Source organism: Salmonella sp. A29-2 (genome assembly GCF_020150755.1).
Lineage (GTDB): Bacteria > Pseudomonadota > Gammaproteobacteria > Enterobacterales > Enterobacteriaceae > Salmonella > Salmonella enterica.
Genome location: NZ_CP083731.1, coordinates 3,405,053 through 3,425,650 on the forward strand (window position 1 = coordinate 3,405,053; position 20,598 = coordinate 3,425,650).

Consider the following 20,598-nt stretch of genomic DNA (forward strand, 5'->3'; position numbering starts at 1 on the left):
AGCAGAAAAGAACAGTGTGGAGAGGCACAAATGGGTGGGGGCCCTGCCAGCTACATCCCGGCACACGCGTCATCTGCCTTGGCTGCTTCCTTCCGGACCTGACCTGGTAAACAGAGTAGCGTTGCGGGAGAACCAACAGAGCCCCCATTGAGAGCGTTGTGAACCAACGCGCAGGCGCATTATCACTGCTATATCGTGCAATTGCAACCCATCAGGCATCGGATGCTGGTTTCTTGCGCATCCGGGCTTTCCTCCCCCCTTATTCCAGATTATCCTGAAGCATTAACGCAGGATTCTATTATGGATATTCAGGACACATTTCCTCAACGCGTCTGGCAAATCGTCGCTTCGATCCCGGAAGGATTTGTCACGACCTACGGTGATATCGCCCGGCTTGCCGGTTCGCCTCGGGCGGCGCGTCAGGTCGGCGGAGTTTTAAAACGTCTGCCGGAAGGCAGCACTTTACCATGGCATCGGGTGGTGAACCGCCACGGCGCAATATCACTTACCGGGCCGGATCTACAGCGGCAACGTCAGGCATTACTGGCGGAAGGCGTGGTGGTGTCGGGAAGCGGACAAATCGATTTACAACGCTATCGCTGGGTGTATTAACCCTCTCCGTAACGGAGAGGGTTGGCGCAGGATTAATACTGGGTAGGCGCAGGAACGGCAGAAGACGGATTGACCTGGGTCGGTGAGGTCGATGGAACCGTCGTCGTCGCACCGCCGCTGGCCTGCACAGGCACCGCCGTTTGCTGTACCGGTACCAGCGTCAGATCCGCTTTAGTGCCGCCATTGTTAATCACCGGTTTCACGCTATCGGTAATAAATACCAGCTTATTGTCAACGGTGATGGCCGCGCTCAGGAGAATACGCGCGTTAGGTTGAATATCTGATGGGTTAAACGGCAACACAAAACTGAAAGGCGCCTGTTTACCTTCGGTACGTACCGCTTTTTGCGACAGCACCTTAGACGGCGCATCAGCCAGCGAAGCATCTGAAAGCGTCACGGTCAGCACCGCATCTGGCGGCAGAGCGACCTTCTGGCGGATCCAGACGGTACCGGAAACATTGGGTTGCTGAATAGTAGACTGGTTAGCTGTAATCGACATGTTAGGGTTTGGCGCAGGCGTCTGGATATCAGCGCTTTTATCAGCGCAGGCCGCCAGAGATATCGCAACCGCTAAACCACTTACGATGTGCACGAGTTTCATTCAATTCTCCTTATCATCAATGCACCAGCAGGCCTTTCCCCCCGCCGGAAGAGTGGTTAACAGAAACATAACGTGATTAAGTGTGGCACATGTCACTCATTTTTGCCTGGAATTGGTCTGTTATTCAGACTTTTGTACCCATCGGACCACTTGCAAAATTGCGTTATACTCTGCCCTACCTCGCTTCGGCATCGTTGTCACCTGGAGAGTATGTATGAGTCAGACACTGAATAATTTGCTGACATTATTGAATCTGGAAAAAATTGAAGAAGGACTCTTTCGGGGCCAAAGTGAAGACTTAGGGCTGCGCCAGGTATTTGGCGGTCAGGTGGTGGGCCAGGCGCTCTATGCCGCCAAAGAAACGGTGCCGGAAGCGCGACTGGTGCATTCATTCCACAGTTATTTTCTGCGGCCAGGCGACAGCCAAAAACCCATTATCTATGACGTAGAAGTGCTGCGCGATGGGAACAGCTTCAGCGCCCGCCGCGTTGCCGCTATTCAGAACGGGAAACCCATCTTTTATATGACCGCCTCATTCCAGGCGCCGGAACCGGGTTTTGAACATCAAAAAACCATGCCGACGGCAGTCGGGCCGGAAGGACTACCGTCAGAAACGGAAATCGCGCAATCGCTGGCGCATTTACTGCCGCCGATTCTGAAAGAAAAGTTTCTCTGCGATCGCCCGCTGGAAATTCGTCCCGTCGAATTTCACAATCCGTTGAAAGGTCACGTCGCCGCGCCTGTGCGTCAGGTATGGATTCGCGCCAACGGCACCGTTCCGGATGACATTCGCGTCCATCAATATTTACTGGGATACGCCTCGGATCTGAATTTCCTTCCCGTCGCGCTTCAGCCTCACGGCATCGGTTTTCTGGAAAAGGGCATTCAGATCGCCACTATCGATCACTCTATGTGGTTCCATCGCCCGTTCAATTTTAATGAATGGCTACTTTATAGCGTAGAGAGCACTTCCGCCTCCAGCGCCCGGGGCTTTGTTCGCGGCGAGTTTTATACTCAGGATGGCGCGCTGGTCGCTTCAACCGTGCAGGAAGGGGTAATGCGTAATCACAATTAAAAAACATGCCGCTATGCGGCGTTAATGGCCTGATGACGCTGCGCTTATCCGGCCTACGGTAAACTGGATAAGCGCAGCGCCATCAGGCATGTTGCGCAATCACGCGTTATACGCATTCTCGCCGTGACTGTTCACATCCAGCCCCTCGCGCTCCTGCTCTTCCGGTACACGCAGTCCAACAAGGATATCCGCCAGTTTGTAACCAACAAACGCGACAACGCCGGACCAGACGACCGTAATAGCAATACTTTCCAGCTGTACCATCACCTGATGTCCCATCGTAACGCCGTCGACAAAGCCAACGCCGCCCAGCGAACTGGCGGCAAAAACGCCGGTCAGGATACAGCCGACTATTCCGCAAACACCGTGAACGCCAAATACGTCGCACGGATCATCTACCCGTAACAGACGTTTAAGCATGGTGACTCCCCACAATCCCGCCAGACCCGCAATAACGCCGATAACCAGCGCGCCGCCAACGCCAACATAGCCACAGGCTGGCGTCACGCCGACCAGACCGGCAATCGCGCCGGAACAGGCTCCCAGCAGGGAAGGCTTACCGCGTAGCGTCCACTCGCCGATAATCCACCCCAGAATCGCGGCGGCGGTCGCCACCACGGTGTTCACAAAGGCCAGCGCTGCTATCTCGTTTGCGCTACCCGCAGAACCCGCGTTAAATCCAAACCAGCCGATATACAGAATCGCAGTACCGGTAAAGACCATCGGCAGGTTATGGGGTTTAAATGCTTCTTTCCCAAAGCCGACGCGTTTGCCAATTAAATAAGCCCCTACCAGCCCGGCGATAGCGGCGTTAATATGCACCACCGTACCACCGGCAAAATCCAGCGCGCCGTGAGCAGCCAGCAGGCCGCCGCCCCACACCATGTGCGCAATCGGGATATAAGAGAGCGTGAACCACACCACGACAAAAATCAGTACCGCCGAAAAACGAATACGCTCCGCCAGCGCGCCGACAATCAGCCCGACGGTAATGCAGGCGAAAGATCCCTGAAACGCGACATGAATATACTGATAAATCGTACCCGTTACCGCCGTCAACGCGATATTCTTCAACATCGCCCCATCAGCATTACCGAAGAAATGATTCCCTTCGCCAAAAGCCAGCGAATAGCCGTACACCACCCATAAAATACAGACCAGCGCAAAGGTGACGGTCACTTGCGTTAACATTGACAGCACGTTCTTTGCGCGAATTAATCCGCCGTAAAACAGCGCGATACCCGGTATCGTCATGAACAGCACCAGCGCGGTGCAAATCATCATAAAAGCACTATCCGCTTTATCGGCAACCGCTGGCGCGGCTATCGTTAGCCCAGGCAGCAGCGCCAGTGAAGCCAGTGTGGTTTTTATCATCGCTATCTTCATTTTTTCATTTCCTGTTGCTGTGTGGCGGGTCTTACAGCGCTGCTTCGTCAGCTTCGCCGGTACGAATCCGAATAACGCGCATGAGCTCCGCGACGAAAATTTTGCCGTCGCCAATTTTTCCGGTGTAAGCCGCTTTACTGATGATATCGATCACCTCTTCCAGTTGGTCGTCGGCGATAGCCACATCAATTTTGACCTTCGGCAGGAAATTCACGCTGTACTCCGCGCCGCGATACAGTTCGGCGTGTCCTTTCTGACGGCCAAACCCTTTCACTTCGGTGACGGTCAGTCCCTGAATGCCAATGGAAGAAAGCGCCTCCCGCACGTCCTCCAGCTTGAACGGTTTGATAATCACGGTAACCAGCTTCATAGAACCCTCCAGTCAGAATTAGGTAACGGCTGCCGCCGCGCATGGACTCTTCAGAATGGATATTGCAAAGGATGTGCCAGAAGCTGGCGAGCGAGGAAAAGCGCGGTTAGCGGCGCGTCTTTATATTGACGCGCCCCAAAATCGAAGCAGGGAAAGAAAAACGCACCACGACGGTGCATGATGGGCGAGGCTTTGCCCTGTGGTGCCAAACCTTATGCCGCAGGGCCGGGTTCTTCGTGTACGCTGGCGGCTAACTCCTCGCCAACTAACTGTAATTGATACATTTGCCAGTAGCGCCCTTGCGCCGCCAGCAATTGTTGATGCGTCCCGCGCTCCACCGCCTGGCCGCGATGGAGAACCAGAATGGTATCCGCCTCCACGATTGTCGATAGCCGATGGGCAATAACCACCAGCGTGGTGCGCTCGCGAATCGCCGCCAGCGCCTGCTGTATCGCCTGCTCAGTGCCGGAATCGATGCTGGCCGTCGCTTCATCAAGAATTAATATTTGCGGGGCGTCAACCAGCACGCGCGCCAGCGCCAATAGCTGTTTTTGCCCGACGGACAGCGTATTTCCCTGCTCGCCGAGATGCGTATGCAGCCCGTCGCTCAGCCCGCGCGCCAGGTCTGCCAGTTGTACCGTTTCCAGCGCCTGCCACACCTGCGCCTCGGAGACATCGCGCCCCAGCGTCACATTAGCCAGAAAGGTATCCGCCATCACTACCGGGTCCTGTTGAACCATCGCCACGCCCTGGCGTAAAACGCGATGATTAAGAGAGGCGATTTCTCGCCCATCCAGCCGAATTTCGCCTTGTGTCAGGGGGTAATACCCCATTAATAAGCTGGCGAGCGTGCTCTTCCCGCTGCCGGTGTGCCCCACCAGCGCCACAAAGCTACGGGACGGTACTGATAGCGTAATGTCCTGTAAAACAAGATTATCGTCGCGGTAAGCAAACGACAGATGATCAATATCAATCGCCCCGCTTTGTAACGGCCTGTCGTCGCTGCCATAGCGCTGGCGCGGGCGATCCATCAGTTCAAAAACACGTTCTCCCGCCACAACCGCCTGCTGTAGCATGGATTGCTGGGTGGTCAGTTCAATGAGCGGCTCGTTCAGACGTGACAAATAGCTAATGAACGCATACAGCACCCCGACCTCAATCGTGCCGGCAGACGTAAAGCTGAAAAGCATCAACAGACCGCATAAAATGAGCGCGGAAAAGAGGCTAAGCAGCGGACGCAATAAAAAGCCGTCTAAGCGCAGCGTCTGCATCCGAGCCATGTAGTGCGAGCGGCTGGCCTCGCCCATGCGTTCGCCGAAGCGCGCCTGCTGGCGAAACTGCTGAATTACGCTCATCCCGTTGATGATTTCGTTAAAGCCGTCGTTAATATCCGCCAGGTATGCCCGCACGCGGCGTACAATCGGCGTGCTGTAGCGCTGATAAATGATCATCACGGTCAATACCGCCGGAAAAATCAAAATCGCCACCAGCGCCATCCGCCAGTCAAGGCTGAACATGGCGACCAGCATGGCGCCGATCAACGCCGCGCTACGTAATACCGTTGCGACGACCGTGACGTACAGATCGCGGATGACTTCCGTATCGTTGGTCACACGTGAAATTAATTGTCCGACAGGCTGCGTGTCGAAAGCGCTTAGCGGCTGGCGCAAGGCGGCATCCATGACGTCCGTGCGCAAGGACTGAACCACGCCAACGGCCGCCCGGTTAAATAATAAAGACTGGGCGTAATGGAGACCCGCCGCCAGAAACTGTAGCCCCACATAGGCGGCCGCCAGCCCCGCGACCTTGCCCAACGGTAAATGGTGGCGGGCCACCATGTTATCAATGAAATAGCTGATCAGCAGCGGACCGCTAACCTCCGCCGCCGCCGCAATCCACAGCATCATCACCGCGACAGAGAGCGGTTTTCGCCATGGCGAGCCATACGCCAGCAACCGTTTCAGCGTCGGCCATAGCTGTCCAAAACTACGCATTCACCGCCTCCTCGCCGCGTTCCGGCGCGTCATCCAGAGCGGCCTCCAGTTGCTGATAGCGATACATATCGCGATACCAGCCAATCTGCTGCGCCAGTTGATCGTGATCGCCGCGCTGAACAACATGACCATGTTGCATAACGATAATTTCATTGGCGTCGGTCAGCGCGGATAAACGATGCGCGCTGATGATGACCGTACGCCCTTCGCCCCACTGGCGCAAATTATGCAAAATCTGATGCTCCGTGCGGCCATCTACTGCAGAAAGCGCATCATCGAGAAGCAGAATTTCCGCATTTAACAGTAGCGCTCTGGCAATCGAGATACGCTGTTTTTGCCCTCCCGATAACATGACGCCACGTTCACCTACCTGCGTGTCGTAGCCCTGAGGCAAGCGGAGAATATCCTCATGTACGCTGGCTAAACGCGCCACCTGTTCAATCTCCTCCTGAGTCGCCTCCGGGCGTCCGAGCGCAATATTATTGGCAATAGAGTCCGAGAACAAAAACGGCGTCTGGCTGACGACCGCCAGTCGGCTACGCCAGCTATCCAGTTGCAGATGCGTCAACGGCACGTCATGGAAACGGATCTCTCCCTGCGTCACATCAAAATGGCGCTGGATAAGCGACAATATTGTGCTTTTCCCCGCGCCGGTCGGACCGCATATCCCCAGCATCTGACCCGGTTTAAGACGAAAGTTCACATTCTCCAGCGCCGGATGAGTCGTTTGCGGATAGCAAAACTCACGAATGGCCGCCGTCAGTTCGCCGCGCCCCGCCGGGACCGGCTCTTCGCCATCCTTAACTACCGGCGCTTCCGCCAGCATGGCGCGGATGCGGCTGTATGCGGCGCTACCCCGCTCCACGATATTAAACATCCAGGCCAGCGCCAGCATCGGCCAAATCATCAACCCCAGATACATCATAAAGCTGGTGAGTTCGCCCAGCGTCAGGCTGCCGTTAACCACCATCCAGCTTCCGCCGCTAATCGCGAGCAGGTTCGCCATGCCAATGGCGATGTAAATGGTTGGATCAAAACGCGCGTCAATACGCGCCACGCGCATATTTTTCTTGCCGGTATCTTCGGCATCCGCCGCAAACAGCGAAGACTGGCGGTCCTCCAGACCAAACGCTTTGATCATGCGGATGCTGGTCAGACTCTCCTGCGTGCGGTCGTTCAGGCTGGAAAAGGCAGCCTGCGCCAGTTTGAAATAATCATGCAGCCGATCGCCGTAACGTTTGATCATCAGCGCCATAATCGGCATCGGCAACAGCGCTAATAGCGTTAGCTGCCAGCTAATTTGCGTCGACATAACAATCAGTACCGCGCAGCCCATTACCAGCGAGTCAACCAGCGTCAGAACGCCCTCGCCCGCCGCAAATACGACGCGATCCACATCATTCGTCGCGCGCGCGATAAGATCGCCCGTTCGATGGCGCTGATAAAATTCAGGATGCTGACGACTCAGCTGGCGATAATAATCTTCACGCAGTTCGACGGCTAATTGATAAGAAGCGCCAAATAGCAGCACGCGCCAGACATAGCGCAACAAATAGACCACTACGGCGATCAGGGCAATGGTGCCAATCCACATCGCTATTCGGCCTGGAGTAAAATGCTGTGCGGTTACGCCATCCACGACAATCCCCACCACTTTGGGCGGGATCAGCTGAAGCATCGCAATAAGCATAAGCAGGGCCACCGCGCCAAGATAGCGACGCCATTCCCGGCGAAAGTACCAGCTTAATTGAGCAAATAATCGCACGCGTTATTTCCTGATATGATTTCCGGCAATACCGGGAGAATTATTCAATGGGCAGAGAGGTGGTGTACTTAATCTGTTCCATCGCAAAACTGGAGGTGACGTCTGACAGTCCTGGGACGCTATTGACCAGACGTTTATAGAAGTCGTCATACCGCTTCATGTCGGCCACCTGAACTCGCATCAGATAGTCGTATTCCCCCGCCATCCGCCAGAAGCCAAGCACTTCCGGCATCTCAGAGACGACGGTCACGAACCGACAGTACCATTCACTGCTGTGGTGCTGCGTTTTTATCAACACAAAAGCGGTTAATCCCAGACCCAGTTTTTCCGGGTCCAGCAGCGCGACCCTGCCAAGCAGGATACCGTCATCTTCCAGGCGTTTAAGCCGCTTCCAGCAAGGCGTTGTCGTCAGATTAACGGCATCCGCCAGCGCCTGCAAAGAGAGGGTACAGTCCTGCTGCAATAAGCAAAGCAGTTTACGGTCAATTTTATCTAACATACCCACTCCATAGAGAATATTTTTCTCCTTACATTGTAATTTAAAGGTCAAATAGCAACAATTTTTTCCGTACTTTTCGCTACTCTTGGCACAAAATGATAAATGGATATTAATGATGAGTAGCAATTGGGTTAAAAATGCCATTAATGAAATTAACGCTGACCACCAGCGCTCGGCGGATACGCATCTTATTCGTTTGCCCCTGTCGGCATTTCCAGGTATCCAGCTTTACCTGAAAGACGAAAGCACGCATCCCACCGGTAGCCTCAAGCATCGTCTGGCGCGCTCGCTGTTCCTTTATGGGCTGTGCAATGGCTGGATTAAAGAAGGCACTCCGATTATTGAAGCGTCATCAGGCTCAACGGCGATTTCCGAAGCCTGGTTCGCGCGTTTACTGGGACTGCCGTTCATCGCCGTCATGCCCGCCTGTACCGCAAAACGTAAAATCGAACAGATTCAATTTTACGGCGGCCACTGTCATTTTGTGGAGAGCGCCTGCGAAATTTATGCCGCCTCCGAGCGGCTGGCGCATGAACTGAACGGTCACTATATGGACCAGTTTACCTACGCAGAACGAGCTACCGACTGGCGGGGCAACAATAATATTGCCGACAGTATTTTCCGCCAGATGCGCAACGAACCCCATCCGGTACCGCGATTTATCGTCATGAGCGCCGGAACGGGCGGAACCTCTGCGACGATTGGGCGCTATATTCGCTGCCAGGGCTATGATACTCAGCTCATGGTGGTGGATCCGGAAAATTCCGTCTTTTTACCTTACTGGCAGGATCGCGACGCTTCATTACGCAGCCCGGTGGGCAGTAAAATTGAAGGAATTGGTCGTCCGCGAGTAGAGCCTTCTTTTATTCCGGATGTCGTGGATGAGATGCTGCGCGTGCCGGACGCCGCCAGCGTTGCCACCGCACACTGGCTGGAAACGCAGCTAGGCCGTAAAGTCGGCGCCTCTACCGGCACGAATATGTGGGGAGCGCTGCAGCTTGCGGCCCGGATGCGCGAGGCTGGAGAAACCGGCGCTATCGTGACGTTATTGTGCGATAGCGGCGATCGCTATCTGGATACCTATTACCATCCGTCCTGGGTTAGCGACCATATCGGCGATTTGACGCCGTGGTCAGCGGCCATCGAAAAATTACTTACCGGCGACTAAAAACCAAAAAAAAGCCAGACTGAATGTCTGGCTTGCTGGAAGAGATCTCTCATTCGGGGGAATAAGGTAGATGCGGATTGTCCAGCCAATGCGTCAAAAAGTGTGATACCGCTTGATTACCACAATGTCCGATAACCGAAAGGTGTGGCAGCGCGGCGATAAGCTGCGGCATGGCATTGCCCATAATGAGCCCCCGCCCGACGCTGCCCAGCATTTCCCGATCGTTCATCGCGTCGCCAAACGCCATGCAATCTGCCAGTGAAAGCCCTAAATGGTTGCTCAATACCGCCAGCGCCGATCCTTTATTGCACCCCAGCGGTAGCACTTCCAGGCAGTCGACGGCAGAGAAACAGAGATGAGCGCGTTCTTCCAGCGCCTCATTGAGCTGAATGCGCAAACGGATCAGATCGTCATGATCGCCGCAAAAACAGATCTTCGTCACCTGATGGGCCGGAATGCTTTTTATATCGATAACCTGATAACGAAAGCCGCTGTAGACGTGCGCCTGGAGTAGCGCGGGGATCTCCTGGCCTGTAAACCAGCCGTTGTCATTAAACACATGCATACTGGCTCGGGTATCCCAGGCATGGTGCATCACCGTATCGGCAACCTGAGGATCGAGATCCTGACGATGCAGCACGTCGCCTTCCAGCGAGTGAATTCGCGTCCCGTTACCGGTAATAAGATAAGCATCCAGTGAAAGCGTCCCCAGAATATGCCGCATTTCCAGCACATGACGACCCGTAGCGAATGTCAGGGTGATATCGCGTTCGCGCAGACGCGCCAGCGTGGCGATCGTTTCTCTACCCAAATGGTGATCGGGCATTAATAACGTGCCATCCATATCAAATGCTGCCAGACGGGCCATCTCTTTCTCCACACTGTGACGCGGTTAACTTGTTGTTCAGTATTACCTGAGATATACGGAAGTAATAGTGAACAGATAAAAGGAAGTGTTCCGGGTTTCTATGAGGCTACTGAATCGGCTTAATCAATATCAACGCCTCTGGCAGCCTTCCGCCGGGGAAACGCAACATGTCACCGTTAGCGAACTGGCCGAACGCTGTTTTTGTAGCGAGCGCCATCTGCGAACGCTGCTGCGTCAGGCCCAGCAGGCGGGTTGGCTAAGATGGGAGGCGCAGTCCGGACGCGGGAAACGTGGACGGCTCCAGTTTCTGGTCACGCCGGAATCGCTCCGCACCGCCATGATGGAACAGGCGCTGGAAAAAGGGCAGCAGCTCAACGTACTGGAACTGGCGCAGCTGGCGCCGGGCGAGTTACGGGCGATGCTCCAGCCTTTTATGGGCGGCCAATGGCAAAACGATACGCCGACATTGCGTATTCCCTACTATCGTCCGCTTGATCCGCTGCAGCCGGGTTTTCTGCCAGGACGCGCGGAACAGCATCTCGCAGGGCAAGTTTTTTCCGGGTTAACGCGCTTCGACCGCGATAGCCAATATCCTTGCGGGGATTTGGCGCATCACTGGAAGGTTTCCGCCGACGGTTTACGCTGGGATTTTTATATTCGCTCCACGCTGCACTGGCATAATGGCGATGCGGTGGATACCGCGCAGCTACACGAACGCCTGGAAAGGCTGCTTACCCTACCCGCGCTAAGCAAATTGTTTATTAGCGTCGCACGGATCGAAGTAACGCATCCTCAGTGCCTGACCTTTCTCCTTCACCGACCTGATTACTGGCTGGCGCATCGTCTGGCGAGCTATTGTAGCGGTCTGGCGCATCCTGACCTGCCGCTTATCGGCACCGGTCCTTTTCGCCTGGCGTTGTTCACGCCGGAACTGGTGCGTCTGGAAAGTCATAACCATTATCACCTCAGCCATCCGCTGCTGAAAGCGATTGAATTCTGGATCACCCCGCAACTGTTTGCCCAGGATCTGGGCACCAGTTGCCGCCATCCGGTGCAGATTGCCATCGGCAAACCGGAAGAGCTGGCGACGCTGAGTCAGGTAAGTAGTGGTATCAGCCTGGGCTTTTGTTATTTAACCCTCAAAAAGGGCTCACGGCTCAACGTACAGCAGGCGCGGCGTCTGATACATATTATCCATCATACTTCGCTGCTGAAAACCTTACCGGTAGATGAGAACTTGATTATGCCAAGTCAGGGGCTGCTACCCGGCTGGACAATCCCGCAATGGCAGGACGTTGATGAAACCCCATTGCCGAAAAAACTTACCCTGGCGTATCACCTTCCTGTAGAGCTGCATACGATGGCGGAACAGCTTCGACATTACCTGGCGACGCTCGGCTGTGAGTTAACGTTGATTTTTCATAATGCCAAAAACTGGGATAACTGCCCTGCGTTGGCGCAAGCGGATCTGATGATGGGCGACAGGCTGATCGGCGAAGCGCCGGAATATACGCTGGAGCAGTGGCTACGTTGCGATCAGATCTGGCCGCATGTCCTGGACGCGCCTGCGTTTTCCCATCTGCAGGCTACGCTTGACGCTCTGCAAATTCAGCCCAATGAAAAAGATCGCCGCGCCGCGCTACAACAAGTTTTTGCCAACCTGATGGATGACGCCACACTTACGCCGCTGTTTAATTATCACTATCGCATCAGCGCCCCACCGGGCGTTAACGGCGTTCGACTCACCCCTCGCGGCTGGTTTGAATTTAGCGAAGCCTGGCTTCCGCCGCCTTCGCCGTGAAGAAGCTGGTCGGGATTATCCGTACGCGTTACCATATTGGTTTTCGTCATTGAGCAGGATAACTATGAAACGCGCCGTTGTTGTATTTAGTGGAGGTCAGGACTCCACCACTTGTCTGGCGCAAGCGCGGCATCAGTATGATGAAGTGCATTGTGTCACGTTTGATTATGGTCAGCGCCACCGCGCAGAGATCGATGTCGCGCGCGCGCTGGCGTTAAAACTTGGCGCACGCGCGCATAAAGTGCTGGATGTCACTTTGCTGAACGAACTGGCGGTCAGCAGCCTGACGCGGGATAGCATTCCGGTGCCGGACTATGAACCGAACGCTGACGGTATCCCCAATACTTTCGTACCGGGACGCAATATTCTCTTTCTGACGCTGGCGGCGATTTACGCTTATCAGGTCAAAGCCGAAGCGGTGATCACCGGCGTTTGCGAGACCGATTTTTCCGGCTATCCAGACTGTCGCGATGAGTTCGTCAAAGCGCTGAATCACGCGGTGAATCTGGGCATGGCGAAAGATATCCGTTTCGAAACGCCCCTAATGTGGATTGATAAAGCTGAAACCTGGGCGCTGGCCGATTATTGGGGCCAACTGGATTTGGTTCGCGAAGAGACGCTGACCTGCTATAACGGCATTAAAGGCGATGGCTGTGGTCATTGCGCGGCCTGTAATCTGCGCGCTAACGGCCTGAATCATTATCTGTCGAATAAAGCGGCGGTGATGGCGGCAATGAAGCAAAAAACCGGGTTAAGGTGATTGTTTTGCCGGATGGCGGCGCACGCGCCTTATCCGGCCTGGCGATATTCACCATGGTCAATATCGCCAGGCCGGACAAGTTCAACGCCATCAGACAGCGAGGCGTTATTGCACCATCTGTTCCAGCTTTTCACGCAATTCGCCTTCCAGCGGCAGCGCTTTTTGCGTTTTTAAATCAATACAAACAAACGTGATGAGCGCATCGGCCACCACCTGCCCTTCTGGCTCCAGCGTAATCGTCTGGCTTAATACGCCGCTTTTACCGTTAAGCTGTTGTACCTGGCTGGTCACGGTCAGTAGATCGCTCAATACCGCCGGGCGACGGTAATTTATATTGATGTTTACCACCACAAAGGCAATATTGCGGGCCGTCATCCACTGAAAGCTGTCGCTGTTTTCCAGACCATCCCAACGGGCCTCTTCCAGAAACTCCAGATAGCGGGCATTATTAACATGTTGATAAACATCAAGATGATATCCACGAACTTTGATTTGTGTTTGCATAGCGCAATAACCTTACGTTGTTGTTATAAGTAAACGACAAGTACAGAGGTCATAACTGGTATGACCTCTACAGTCTGGCAAATTTTTGCCACTGTGCAAGTGATTACAATGTTAAAACTGCCAGATTACGCTCCACCAGCGCGCTTCCCATTCCCGGCACCTGCTTTAAATCATCCACCGTTTTAAAAGGACCATACTCCTCCCGATAGCTCACAATAGCCTGCGCTTTTTTCAGCCCAACGCCGTTCATCACCCGCGCCAGATCCTCCGCAGACGCGGTATTAATGCTCACCCTGGTACCTTCATCATCGCTGGCTTTAGCAGGTAATGCCGCTTTGGCGGAGGATGAAGAAGGCGTATCCGCTTTTGTTTCCACCGCTGCATTTTTTGCGACAGGCGTCGCCGCCAGCGCGCTATGGGCCATGCCCGCGCAGGTTAAAGAAAGCGTAATAAGCAGTGCTTTAATTCCGTGTTTCATACTGTTTTCTCCTTGTTTGTTAACAGTGCAGCCACGATAGCGGGGCGGAGAAAAACGAACAAACGGCAATTCTCAGAAATGGAAAAGGCCGCGAAAGCGGCCTTTGTGGGATACAACGTTTTGCAATTTTTTGCGAAGCGCCTCGACGATTACTGCTGTTCCAGAGCGTCGCCGATTTTGATTTTCGCCTCTTTACGCAGATTGCTCATCAGCGCCTCAAAGACAATTTGCGCATTGTTCTGCGTGATGCCCTGCACCATCGCTTTTTTCTGCGCTTCCGGCATGGCGCCCGCTTTCACCTCGTCAAACGCCAGCAGAACGACGTTACCCTGCATATCGTTCGCCACGCCATAAACTGGCTTATCTTTCGTCGGAAGGCTTAACGCAAAGGCCGCCTGACTCACCGGATCCTGACTGGTACGACTTAACGTTTTAGGCTCGCCAAAACTCAGACCCGCCGCTTTCATCGCTTCCGCGCCTTTACCCGCTTTCAGCTCGACCAGCAGTTTTTCCGCATCCAGCTTCGCCTGTTGTTCCGCTTTGTTATGCTTCACCAGGGCAGTGACCTGTTCTTTCACTTCTGCCAACGGCTTCACGGCTTCAGGTTTATGTTCGCTCACGCGCACAACAAAAGCCCGGTCGCCATCTACGGTGATAATATCTGAATTCGGCCCCGGCGTACCGTTTTCGCCTACCAGACCGCCATTAAAGATAGCATCGGCTACCGGTTTGAAGTTCAGCTCTTCCGGTAAGGTGTCACGGCTAAACCAGCCGGTTTCAACCGCTTTTACGCCAGCGACCTGTTCAGCGCCTGCTAACGACTCATTGTCGTTGCTTGCCGCATCGCTCACCTTCTGCTGCAACGCATAGTAAGCATCCAGCGCTTTTTCTTGTTTCACTTTCGCGGCAATGTCGTCGCGAACCTCGCTTAACGGTTTCACTTTGGCAGGCTGAATATCATCCAGACGCGCCACCAGAAAACCGACAGACGACTTAATCACGCCAGATATCTGTCCTTTTTCTTTTAATCCGGCGTTTTTCAGTTCCGGCACCGTGGCAGACTCTTCCAGCCAGCCCATATCGCCGCCATTACGCGCAGAGATGATATCGGTAGATTTCTCTTTCGCCAGCGTGGCGAAATCTTCGCCCTTGTTCAGCGCATCCAGTACCGCTTTTGCATCATCTTCCGTTTTGGTCTGGATAATGCTGTAACGAATGCGCTCCGGCTGAGTAAACTGATCTACATGCTGGTCATAATAGGCCTGAATATCCGCATCGCTAACCGGTGCCTGCATCGTCGCGGCATCCAGCTTGATATAGCTTACGCGGAACTGTTCCGGCGTCATAAAGCGGACTTTATTCTGATCGTAGTAGCTGGACACTTCCTGATCGGTCACCTGCTGCTTCGCCGCCAGCGCGTTGACATCAATAACGGCTTCACGCACCACGCGCTGTTGAGAGACTAATGCCGCCAGTTCGTCGGTTTCCCCTTTCAGCATAAAATCAGTACCGGCCACGCCGTTGATCAGTTGCTGAGTGGTAAGCTGGTTACGCAGCGCCTGAGCATACTGATCGGCCGTCATTCCCATCTGATTCACAATCGCGTTATAGCGGTTGTTGTCAAACTTACCGTCCACCTGAAAAGCGGGAGTGGCGAAAATCGCCTGCTTTACCTGCTCATCGCTGATGCCCAGTTTCAGTTCGCGGGAATATTGATCCAACAGCGCTTCATCTATCAGACGATTCAGCACCTGCTGGCGCAGGCTTTTCATATAACCTTCGTTGGCCGCCAGTTCAGAATACCTGTCGCCCAACTGCTGCTGCATACGGTTACGTTCGTTATTAAACGCATTCTCAAACTGTGCCCGGCTGATTTCCTGGCCATTCACTTTTGCGGCGTAGTTATTGCTTCCGCCAATCAGGTAACCACTAACGCCGGTCAAAATGAACGACACGATAATGATAACGAAAATAATCTTGAGCACGAGACTGTTTGCAGCCGTGCGTAAGCTGTCCATCATGGTGTAACCACACTCCGCTGTAGGTGACTTTACACTTTATCTTTCAGGCGGCTTCTCTGCTGGCTACCGAGTGATTCGCTCAGTTGCCGCGTCGACGCAACCTGAATGATTTGCGTATAGAGACTTCACGCGCATCGCATTTTCTGAACGCGGCGCACAAAAGCCTATTGTGACAAGAAACGAGGGCAATTGTCAGCCCGCAACGCACAGAAAGTCCCGAATCGCCAATAAAAAAGGCACATCAGTTGATGCGCCCTTGTACTTTGTCACATCCCCCGAGGGGATCACGCTTAGTTTACCGCGTCTTTCAGCGCTTTACCTGCACGGAAACTCGGCACTTTGGCAGCGGCGATGGTGATCTCTTTACCTGTTTGCGGGTTGCGACCAGTACGGGCAGCACGCTCTTTAACAGCAAAAGTACCAAAGCCTACCAGTGCAACGTCATCCCCTTCTTTCAGAGATTCGGTAACAGAAGCAATAATCGCATCTAACGCACGTCCAGCCGCAGCCTTAGAGATATCAGCCCCTGCAGCAATTTTTTCGATCAGTTGAGATTTATTCACTCTTCTCTTCCTCTTTATAATTTATATCGCACCTGAATCCTTCGAAGTACGACCGCGCAGCAGTTATATCAGGCCTGCCACGCCCTTACAACACCCGTTAATGGTGGCAGACCCAATCAACCATCTAAATTAGCTATACAAAAAAAGGCTGGCAAGTCCGAAATAGCCTGCCAGCCCTGTTTTTATTAGCGCTATTTGCGCGAGGTCACTATTTTGCGGTTACAACCTGCATTCCAGACGGTTCGTTTTGCAGAGCAAGCGTCAGAACTTCCTCAATGCGCTTCACAGGATGGATATCCAGATCGGCAATCACGTTGTCCGGAATTTCCTCCAGGTCACGTTTATTTTCGAATGGAATTAAGACCGTTTTAATCCCGCCGCGATGCGCCGCCAACAGTTTTTCTTTCAGGCCGCCGATCGGCAACACCTGACCGCGCAGGGTGATCTCACCGGTCATTGCCACATCTGCGCGCACCGGATTACCAGTCAGGCAGGAAACCAGCGCGGTACACATCGCGATACCGGCGCTTGGACCGTCTTTCGGCGTTGCGCCTTCCGGCACGTGAACGTGGATATCGCGTTTTTCGTAAAAGTCCGGATTAATACCCAGTTTTTCCGCGCGCGCGCGCACCACGGTCAGCGCCGCCTGAATAGATTCCTGCATCACTTCACCGAGCGAGCCGGTGTAGGTCAACTTGCCTTTGCCCGGGACGCAGGCGGTTTCGATGGTCAACAGATCGCCGCCCACTTCCGTCCACGCCAGGCCCGTCACCTGACCTACGCGGTTTTCGCTATCCGCGCGGCCATAATCAAAGCGCTGGACACCGAGGTAGTCGTGCAGATTATCACCGTTAATTTCGATATGTTTTAACGACTTATCGAGCAACAGTTGTTTAACCGCTTTGCGGCACAGTTTGGAGATTTCACGCTCCAGACTACGCACGCCCGCTTCACGCGTGTAATAGCGGATAATACCGATAATCGCGCTATCGTCGACCGTCAGTTCGCCTTTCTTCAGCGCGTTACGCTCGATCTGCTTCGGCAGCAGGTGACGTTTAGCAATATTCAGCTTCTCATCTTCGGTATAACCGGACAGACGGATTACTTCCATACGATCCAGCAGCGGCGCCGGAATGTTCATGGAGTTGGAAGTGGCGACAAACATCACATCGCTGAGATCGTAATCCACTTCCAGGTAATGATCGCTGAACGCCACGTTCTGCTCCGGATCCAGCACTTCCAGCAGTGCGGAAGCCGGATCGCCACGCATGTCAGAAGACATTTTGTCGATCTCATCGAGCAGGAACAGTGGGTTTTTAACCCCCACTTTGGCCATTTTTTGGATCAGTTTACCCGGCATAGAGCCAATGTAAGTCCGGCGATGACCGCGGATTTCCGCTTCATCACGCACGCCGCCCAGCGCCATACGGATGTATTTACGCCCTGTTGCTTTAGCGATGGACTGGCCCAACGAGGTTTTACCTACCCCCGGCGGCCCCACCAGACACAGGATCGGCCCCTTGATTTTATTTACACGGCTTTGAACCGCGAGATACTCAAGGATGCGGTCTTTCACGCGCTCCAGACCATAATGGTCAGTATCGAGGATTTCCTGCGCCTGACGCAGGTCTTTTTTGACCTTGCTACGCGCATTCCACGGCACCTGCACCATCCAGTCGATGTAGCCGCGCACCACGGTCGCTTCCGCCGACATCGGAGACATCATTTTCAGCTTCTGCAGTTCCGCTTCCGCTTTCTCTTTCGCCTCTTTCGGCATTTTCGCCGCGTCGATCTTACGCTTCAGCGCTTCGTTTTCGTCCGGCGCGTCGTCCATCTCGCCAAGTTCTTTCTGAATCGCTTTCATTTGCTCGTTCAGATAGTACTCGCGCTGGGATTTCTCCATCTGCTTTTTCACGCGGTTGCGAATGCGTTTCTCAACCTGCAGCAGATCGATTTCAGATTCCATCATCGCCATCAGATATTCCAGACGTTCGTTAACGTCGGACATCTCCAGTACGGACTGTTTATCCGCCAGTTTCAGCGGCATATGCGCGGCGATGGTGTCAGCCAGACGTGCAGGGTCGTCAATGCTATTGAGTGACGTCAGCACTTCCGGCGGAATTTTTTTGTTCAGCTTGATGTAGCCTTCGAACTGGCTGATAGCGGTACGCACCAGCACTTCTTGTTCTCGCTCATCAATGGCTGGCGAATCAAGGTACTCCGCCTTCGCGGAGAAATGTTCGCCGTTGTCAGACAGCGCGGAAATACGCGCGCGCTGTAACCCCTCGACCAGCACTTTTACGGTGCCGTCAGGCAGTTTCAACATCTGCAAAATAGAGGCCACGGTCCCGACGGTGAAAAGATCGTTTACACCCGGCTCATCCGTTGATGCTTCCTTCTGGGCGACCAGCATGATTTTTTTATCATGGTCCATAGCCGCTTCCAGACAACGGATAGATTTTTCCCGCCCTACAAATAAGGGTATGACCATGTGCGGATAAACCACCACATCGCGCAAGGGCAATACGGGGATTTCAATGCGTTCAGAACGCTCAGGATTCATAGAGCTCTCTCTTAGTTTAGTGTCCGCCAGGTAATCAGATAGTATAGCTGTGCTCCATACCACCTATAACATGTACGTCAGTATATGGGGATGTTTCCCACACATTCAACGGCGTGTTTACAGGAAAAACGAAAGGGGAGATAAAATCCCCCCTTTTTTGGCTAACTGATTGTATGAATGTTTAATTATTCGCCAGAAGCCTGCGCTTCCGGTTTGCCGTAAATCAGCAACGGCTTACTCTGACCGGCAATAACGGACTCGTCGATCACCACTTTTTCGACGTCTTCCATAGATGGCAAATCGTACATGGTATCCAGCAGCGCCGCTTCGACGATAGAACGCAGACCACGGGCGCCGGTTTTACGCGCCATTGCTTTCCTGGCGATAGCGTCCAGCGCTTCGTCACGGAATTCCAGATCGACGCCTTCCAGGTTAAACAGCGCCTGATACTGCTTGGTCAGCGCATTTTTCGGCTCTTTCAGGATTTGAATCAGCGCTTCTTCGCTGAGTTCGTTCAGCGTCGCCACCACTGGCAGACGACCGATAAACTCAGGAATCAGACCAAATTTGATCAAATCTTCCGGTTCAACCTGCGACAACAACTCGCCTTCGCTGGCTTTGTCGGACTTCGCTTTCACCGTCGCGCCAAAACCAATGCCGGAGCCGGTTTCAACACGGTTAGCGATCACTTTATCCAGACCGGCAAACGCGCCGCCGCAGATAAACAGAATCTTAGAGGTATCTACCTGTAAGAACTCCTGCTGCGGATGTTTGCGACCACCCTGCGGTGGAACCGCGGCGACAGTGCCTTCGATCAGTTTCAGCAACGCCTGCTGTACACCTTCGCCGGAAACATCGCGGGTAATGGACGGATTGTCTGATTTACGCGAAATCTTATCGATTTCATCAATGTAGACAATCCCACGCTGCGCTTTTTGCACGTCGTAGTCGCATTTCTGCAACAGTTTCTGAATGATATTCTCGACGTCTTCCCCCACGTAACCCGCTTCGGTCAGCGTGGTCGCATCCGCCATAGTGAACGGCACATCCAGCAAGCGCGCCAGCGTTTCCGCCAGCAGCGTTTTACCGGAACCGGTCGGTCCAATCAGCAGAATGTTGCTTTTGCCTAACTCGACGCCATTGCTGGTATCGCCGTTACGCAGACGCTTGTAGTGGTTATAGACCGCCACCGCCAGCACTTTTTTCGCCTGCTCCTGGCCGATAACGTAATCGTCCAGGTGGGTACGAATTTCATGCGGCGTCGGCAGCGCACTACGTTCACGGTGCGGAGCAACTTCTTTAATTTCTTCGCGAATAATGTCGTTACATAAATCGACGCATTCGTCGCAGATATACACGGATGGACCGGCAATCAGCTTGCGCACTTCATGCTGGCTTTTGCCGCAAAAAGAGCAGTACAACAATTTGCCCGAGCCATCTTTGCGTTTATCTGTCATGAGTCAAAACCTCTTCTTTGTTCTTTGTGCCGCACACGACGACGCAAATGCCATTCTCAGGCGCAAGCCGCTAATCAGCGTTGTGCCGCCCTTCATTAGTATATACACAAAA

Annotated in this window: 18 protein-coding genes and 1 other RNA gene; 5 read left to right on the top strand and 14 right to left on the bottom strand. The window is 53.7% G+C overall.

The features are described from left to right. Nucleotides 1–41: 41 nt before the first annotated feature. Nucleotides 42–138, bottom strand: an RNA gene (gene ffs / locus K8W53_RS16655) — signal recognition particle sRNA small type. Between the two features lie 84 nt (nt 139–222). Here ffs and K8W53_RS16660 point away from each other — a divergent pair. Further along, on the top strand, nt 223–612 hold the full coding sequence (locus K8W53_RS16660; RefSeq protein WP_023224410.1) for an MGMT family protein: 390 nt from the start codon (nt 223–225) through the stop codon (nt 610–612). A 32-nt stretch (nt 613–644) separates the two neighbouring features. Here the strand turns inward: K8W53_RS16660 and K8W53_RS16665 are convergent, their stop codons facing one another. Beyond that, nucleotides 645–1,214 (bottom strand): YbaY family lipoprotein, encoded by a 570-nt coding sequence (locus K8W53_RS16665; protein ID WP_000779802.1) that lies wholly within the window; start codon nt 1,212–1,214, stop codon nt 645–647. Between the two features lie 214 nt (nt 1,215–1,428). Here K8W53_RS16665 and tesB point away from each other — a divergent pair, with 214 nt between their 5' ends. Then, complete coding sequence (tesB, locus tag K8W53_RS16670; RefSeq protein WP_000084176.1) at nt 1,429–2,289, top strand: acyl-CoA thioesterase II; 861 nt, start codon at nt 1,429–1,431, stop codon at nt 2,287–2,289. Nucleotides 2,290–2,388: 99 nt separating this feature from the next. Here tesB and amtB read toward each other — a convergent pair whose 3' ends face one another. The 5 genes from amtB to decR form a co-directional block, all read right to left on the bottom strand. Then, entirely contained in the window at nt 2,389–3,675 is a 1,287-nt protein-coding gene (gene amtB, locus K8W53_RS16675) for an ammonium transporter AmtB (RefSeq protein WP_000684912.1), read from the bottom strand. Between the two features lie 31 nt (nt 3,676–3,706). Beyond that, nucleotides 3,707–4,045 (bottom strand): P-II family nitrogen regulator, encoded by a 339-nt coding sequence (gene glnK, locus K8W53_RS16680; protein ID WP_000780341.1) that lies wholly within the window; start codon nt 4,043–4,045, stop codon nt 3,707–3,709. Nucleotides 4,046–4,257: 212 nt separating this feature from the next. After that, the gene (locus K8W53_RS16685; RefSeq protein WP_001256070.1) at nt 4,258–6,039 is read right to left on the bottom strand and encodes a SmdB family multidrug efflux ABC transporter permease/ATP-binding protein; all 1,782 of its coding nucleotides are present in this window, start codon (nt 6,037–6,039) and stop codon (nt 4,258–4,260) included. Next, nucleotides 6,032–7,804 (bottom strand): SmdA family multidrug ABC transporter permease/ATP-binding protein, encoded by a 1,773-nt coding sequence (locus tag K8W53_RS16690; protein ID WP_001235566.1) that lies wholly within the window; start codon nt 7,802–7,804, stop codon nt 6,032–6,034. Before K8W53_RS16690 ends, K8W53_RS16685 begins: the two co-directional genes overlap by 8 nt. 40 nt (nt 7,805–7,844) lie before the next feature. Next, nucleotides 7,845–8,303: a DNA-binding transcriptional regulator DecR gene (decR, locus tag K8W53_RS16695; protein WP_000884593.1), complete on the bottom strand. Its 459-nt coding sequence runs from the start codon at nt 8,301–8,303 to the stop codon at nt 7,845–7,847. A 112-nt stretch (nt 8,304–8,415) separates the two neighbouring features. Between decR and cdsH the strand changes: the two genes are divergently transcribed. Continuing rightward, nucleotides 8,416–9,471, top strand: a complete 1,056-nt coding sequence (gene cdsH, locus K8W53_RS16700) for a cysteine desulfhydrase (protein WP_000987851.1) — start codon at nt 8,416–8,418, stop codon at nt 9,469–9,471. A gap of 49 nt (nt 9,472–9,520) precedes the next feature. On the opposite strand, the gene cof is transcribed toward cdsH, so the two are convergent. After that, on the bottom strand, nt 9,521–10,339 hold the full coding sequence (gene cof, locus K8W53_RS16705) for an HMP-PP phosphatase (protein ID WP_000113030.1): 819 nt from the start codon (nt 10,337–10,339) through the stop codon (nt 9,521–9,523). Nucleotides 10,340–10,439: 100 nt separating this feature from the next. On the opposite strand from cof, the gene K8W53_RS16710 reads away from it, so the two are divergent. Both K8W53_RS16710 and queC read left to right on the top strand, forming a co-directional pair. Further along, entirely contained in the window at nt 10,440–12,140 is a 1,701-nt protein-coding gene (locus tag K8W53_RS16710) for an SgrR family transcriptional regulator (protein ID WP_017441703.1), read from the top strand. Between the two features lie 64 nt (nt 12,141–12,204). Beyond that, entirely contained in the window at nt 12,205–12,900 is a 696-nt protein-coding gene (queC, locus tag K8W53_RS16715) for a 7-cyano-7-deazaguanine synthase QueC (RefSeq protein ID WP_000817201.1), read from the top strand. A gap of 105 nt (nt 12,901–13,005) precedes the next feature. Here queC and fadM read toward each other — a convergent pair whose 3' ends face one another. The 6 genes from fadM to clpX all read right to left on the bottom strand — a co-directional run bounded on the left by fadM (nt 13,006) and on the right by clpX (nt 20,486). Beyond that, nucleotides 13,006–13,404: a long-chain acyl-CoA thioesterase FadM gene (gene fadM, locus K8W53_RS16720; protein ID WP_001194543.1), complete on the bottom strand. Its 399-nt coding sequence runs from the start codon at nt 13,402–13,404 to the stop codon at nt 13,006–13,008. 103 nt (nt 13,405–13,507) lie between these two features. Then, nucleotides 13,508–13,882: a helix-hairpin-helix domain-containing protein gene (locus K8W53_RS16725; protein ID WP_000680322.1), complete on the bottom strand. Its 375-nt coding sequence runs from the start codon at nt 13,880–13,882 to the stop codon at nt 13,508–13,510. A 149-nt stretch (nt 13,883–14,031) separates the two neighbouring features. Further along, a complete protein-coding gene (gene ppiD / locus K8W53_RS16730) occupies nt 14,032–15,903 on the bottom strand; it encodes a peptidylprolyl isomerase (RefSeq protein WP_000969434.1) in 1,872 nt (623 codons plus the stop codon). Nucleotides 15,904–16,193: 290 nt separating this feature from the next. Further along, nucleotides 16,194–16,484, bottom strand: a complete 291-nt coding sequence (gene hupB, locus K8W53_RS16735; protein WP_254888479.1) for a nucleoid-associated protein HU-beta — start codon at nt 16,482–16,484, stop codon at nt 16,194–16,196. Nucleotides 16,485–16,674: 190 nt separating this feature from the next. Continuing rightward, entirely contained in the window at nt 16,675–19,029 is a 2,355-nt protein-coding gene (lon, locus tag K8W53_RS16740; protein ID WP_001067723.1) for an endopeptidase La, read from the bottom strand. A gap of 185 nt (nt 19,030–19,214) precedes the next feature. After that, a complete protein-coding gene (gene clpX / locus K8W53_RS16745; RefSeq protein WP_000130314.1) occupies nt 19,215–20,486 on the bottom strand; it encodes an ATP-dependent protease ATP-binding subunit ClpX in 1,272 nt (423 codons plus the stop codon). Between the last annotated feature and the right edge of the window lie 112 nt (nt 20,487–20,598).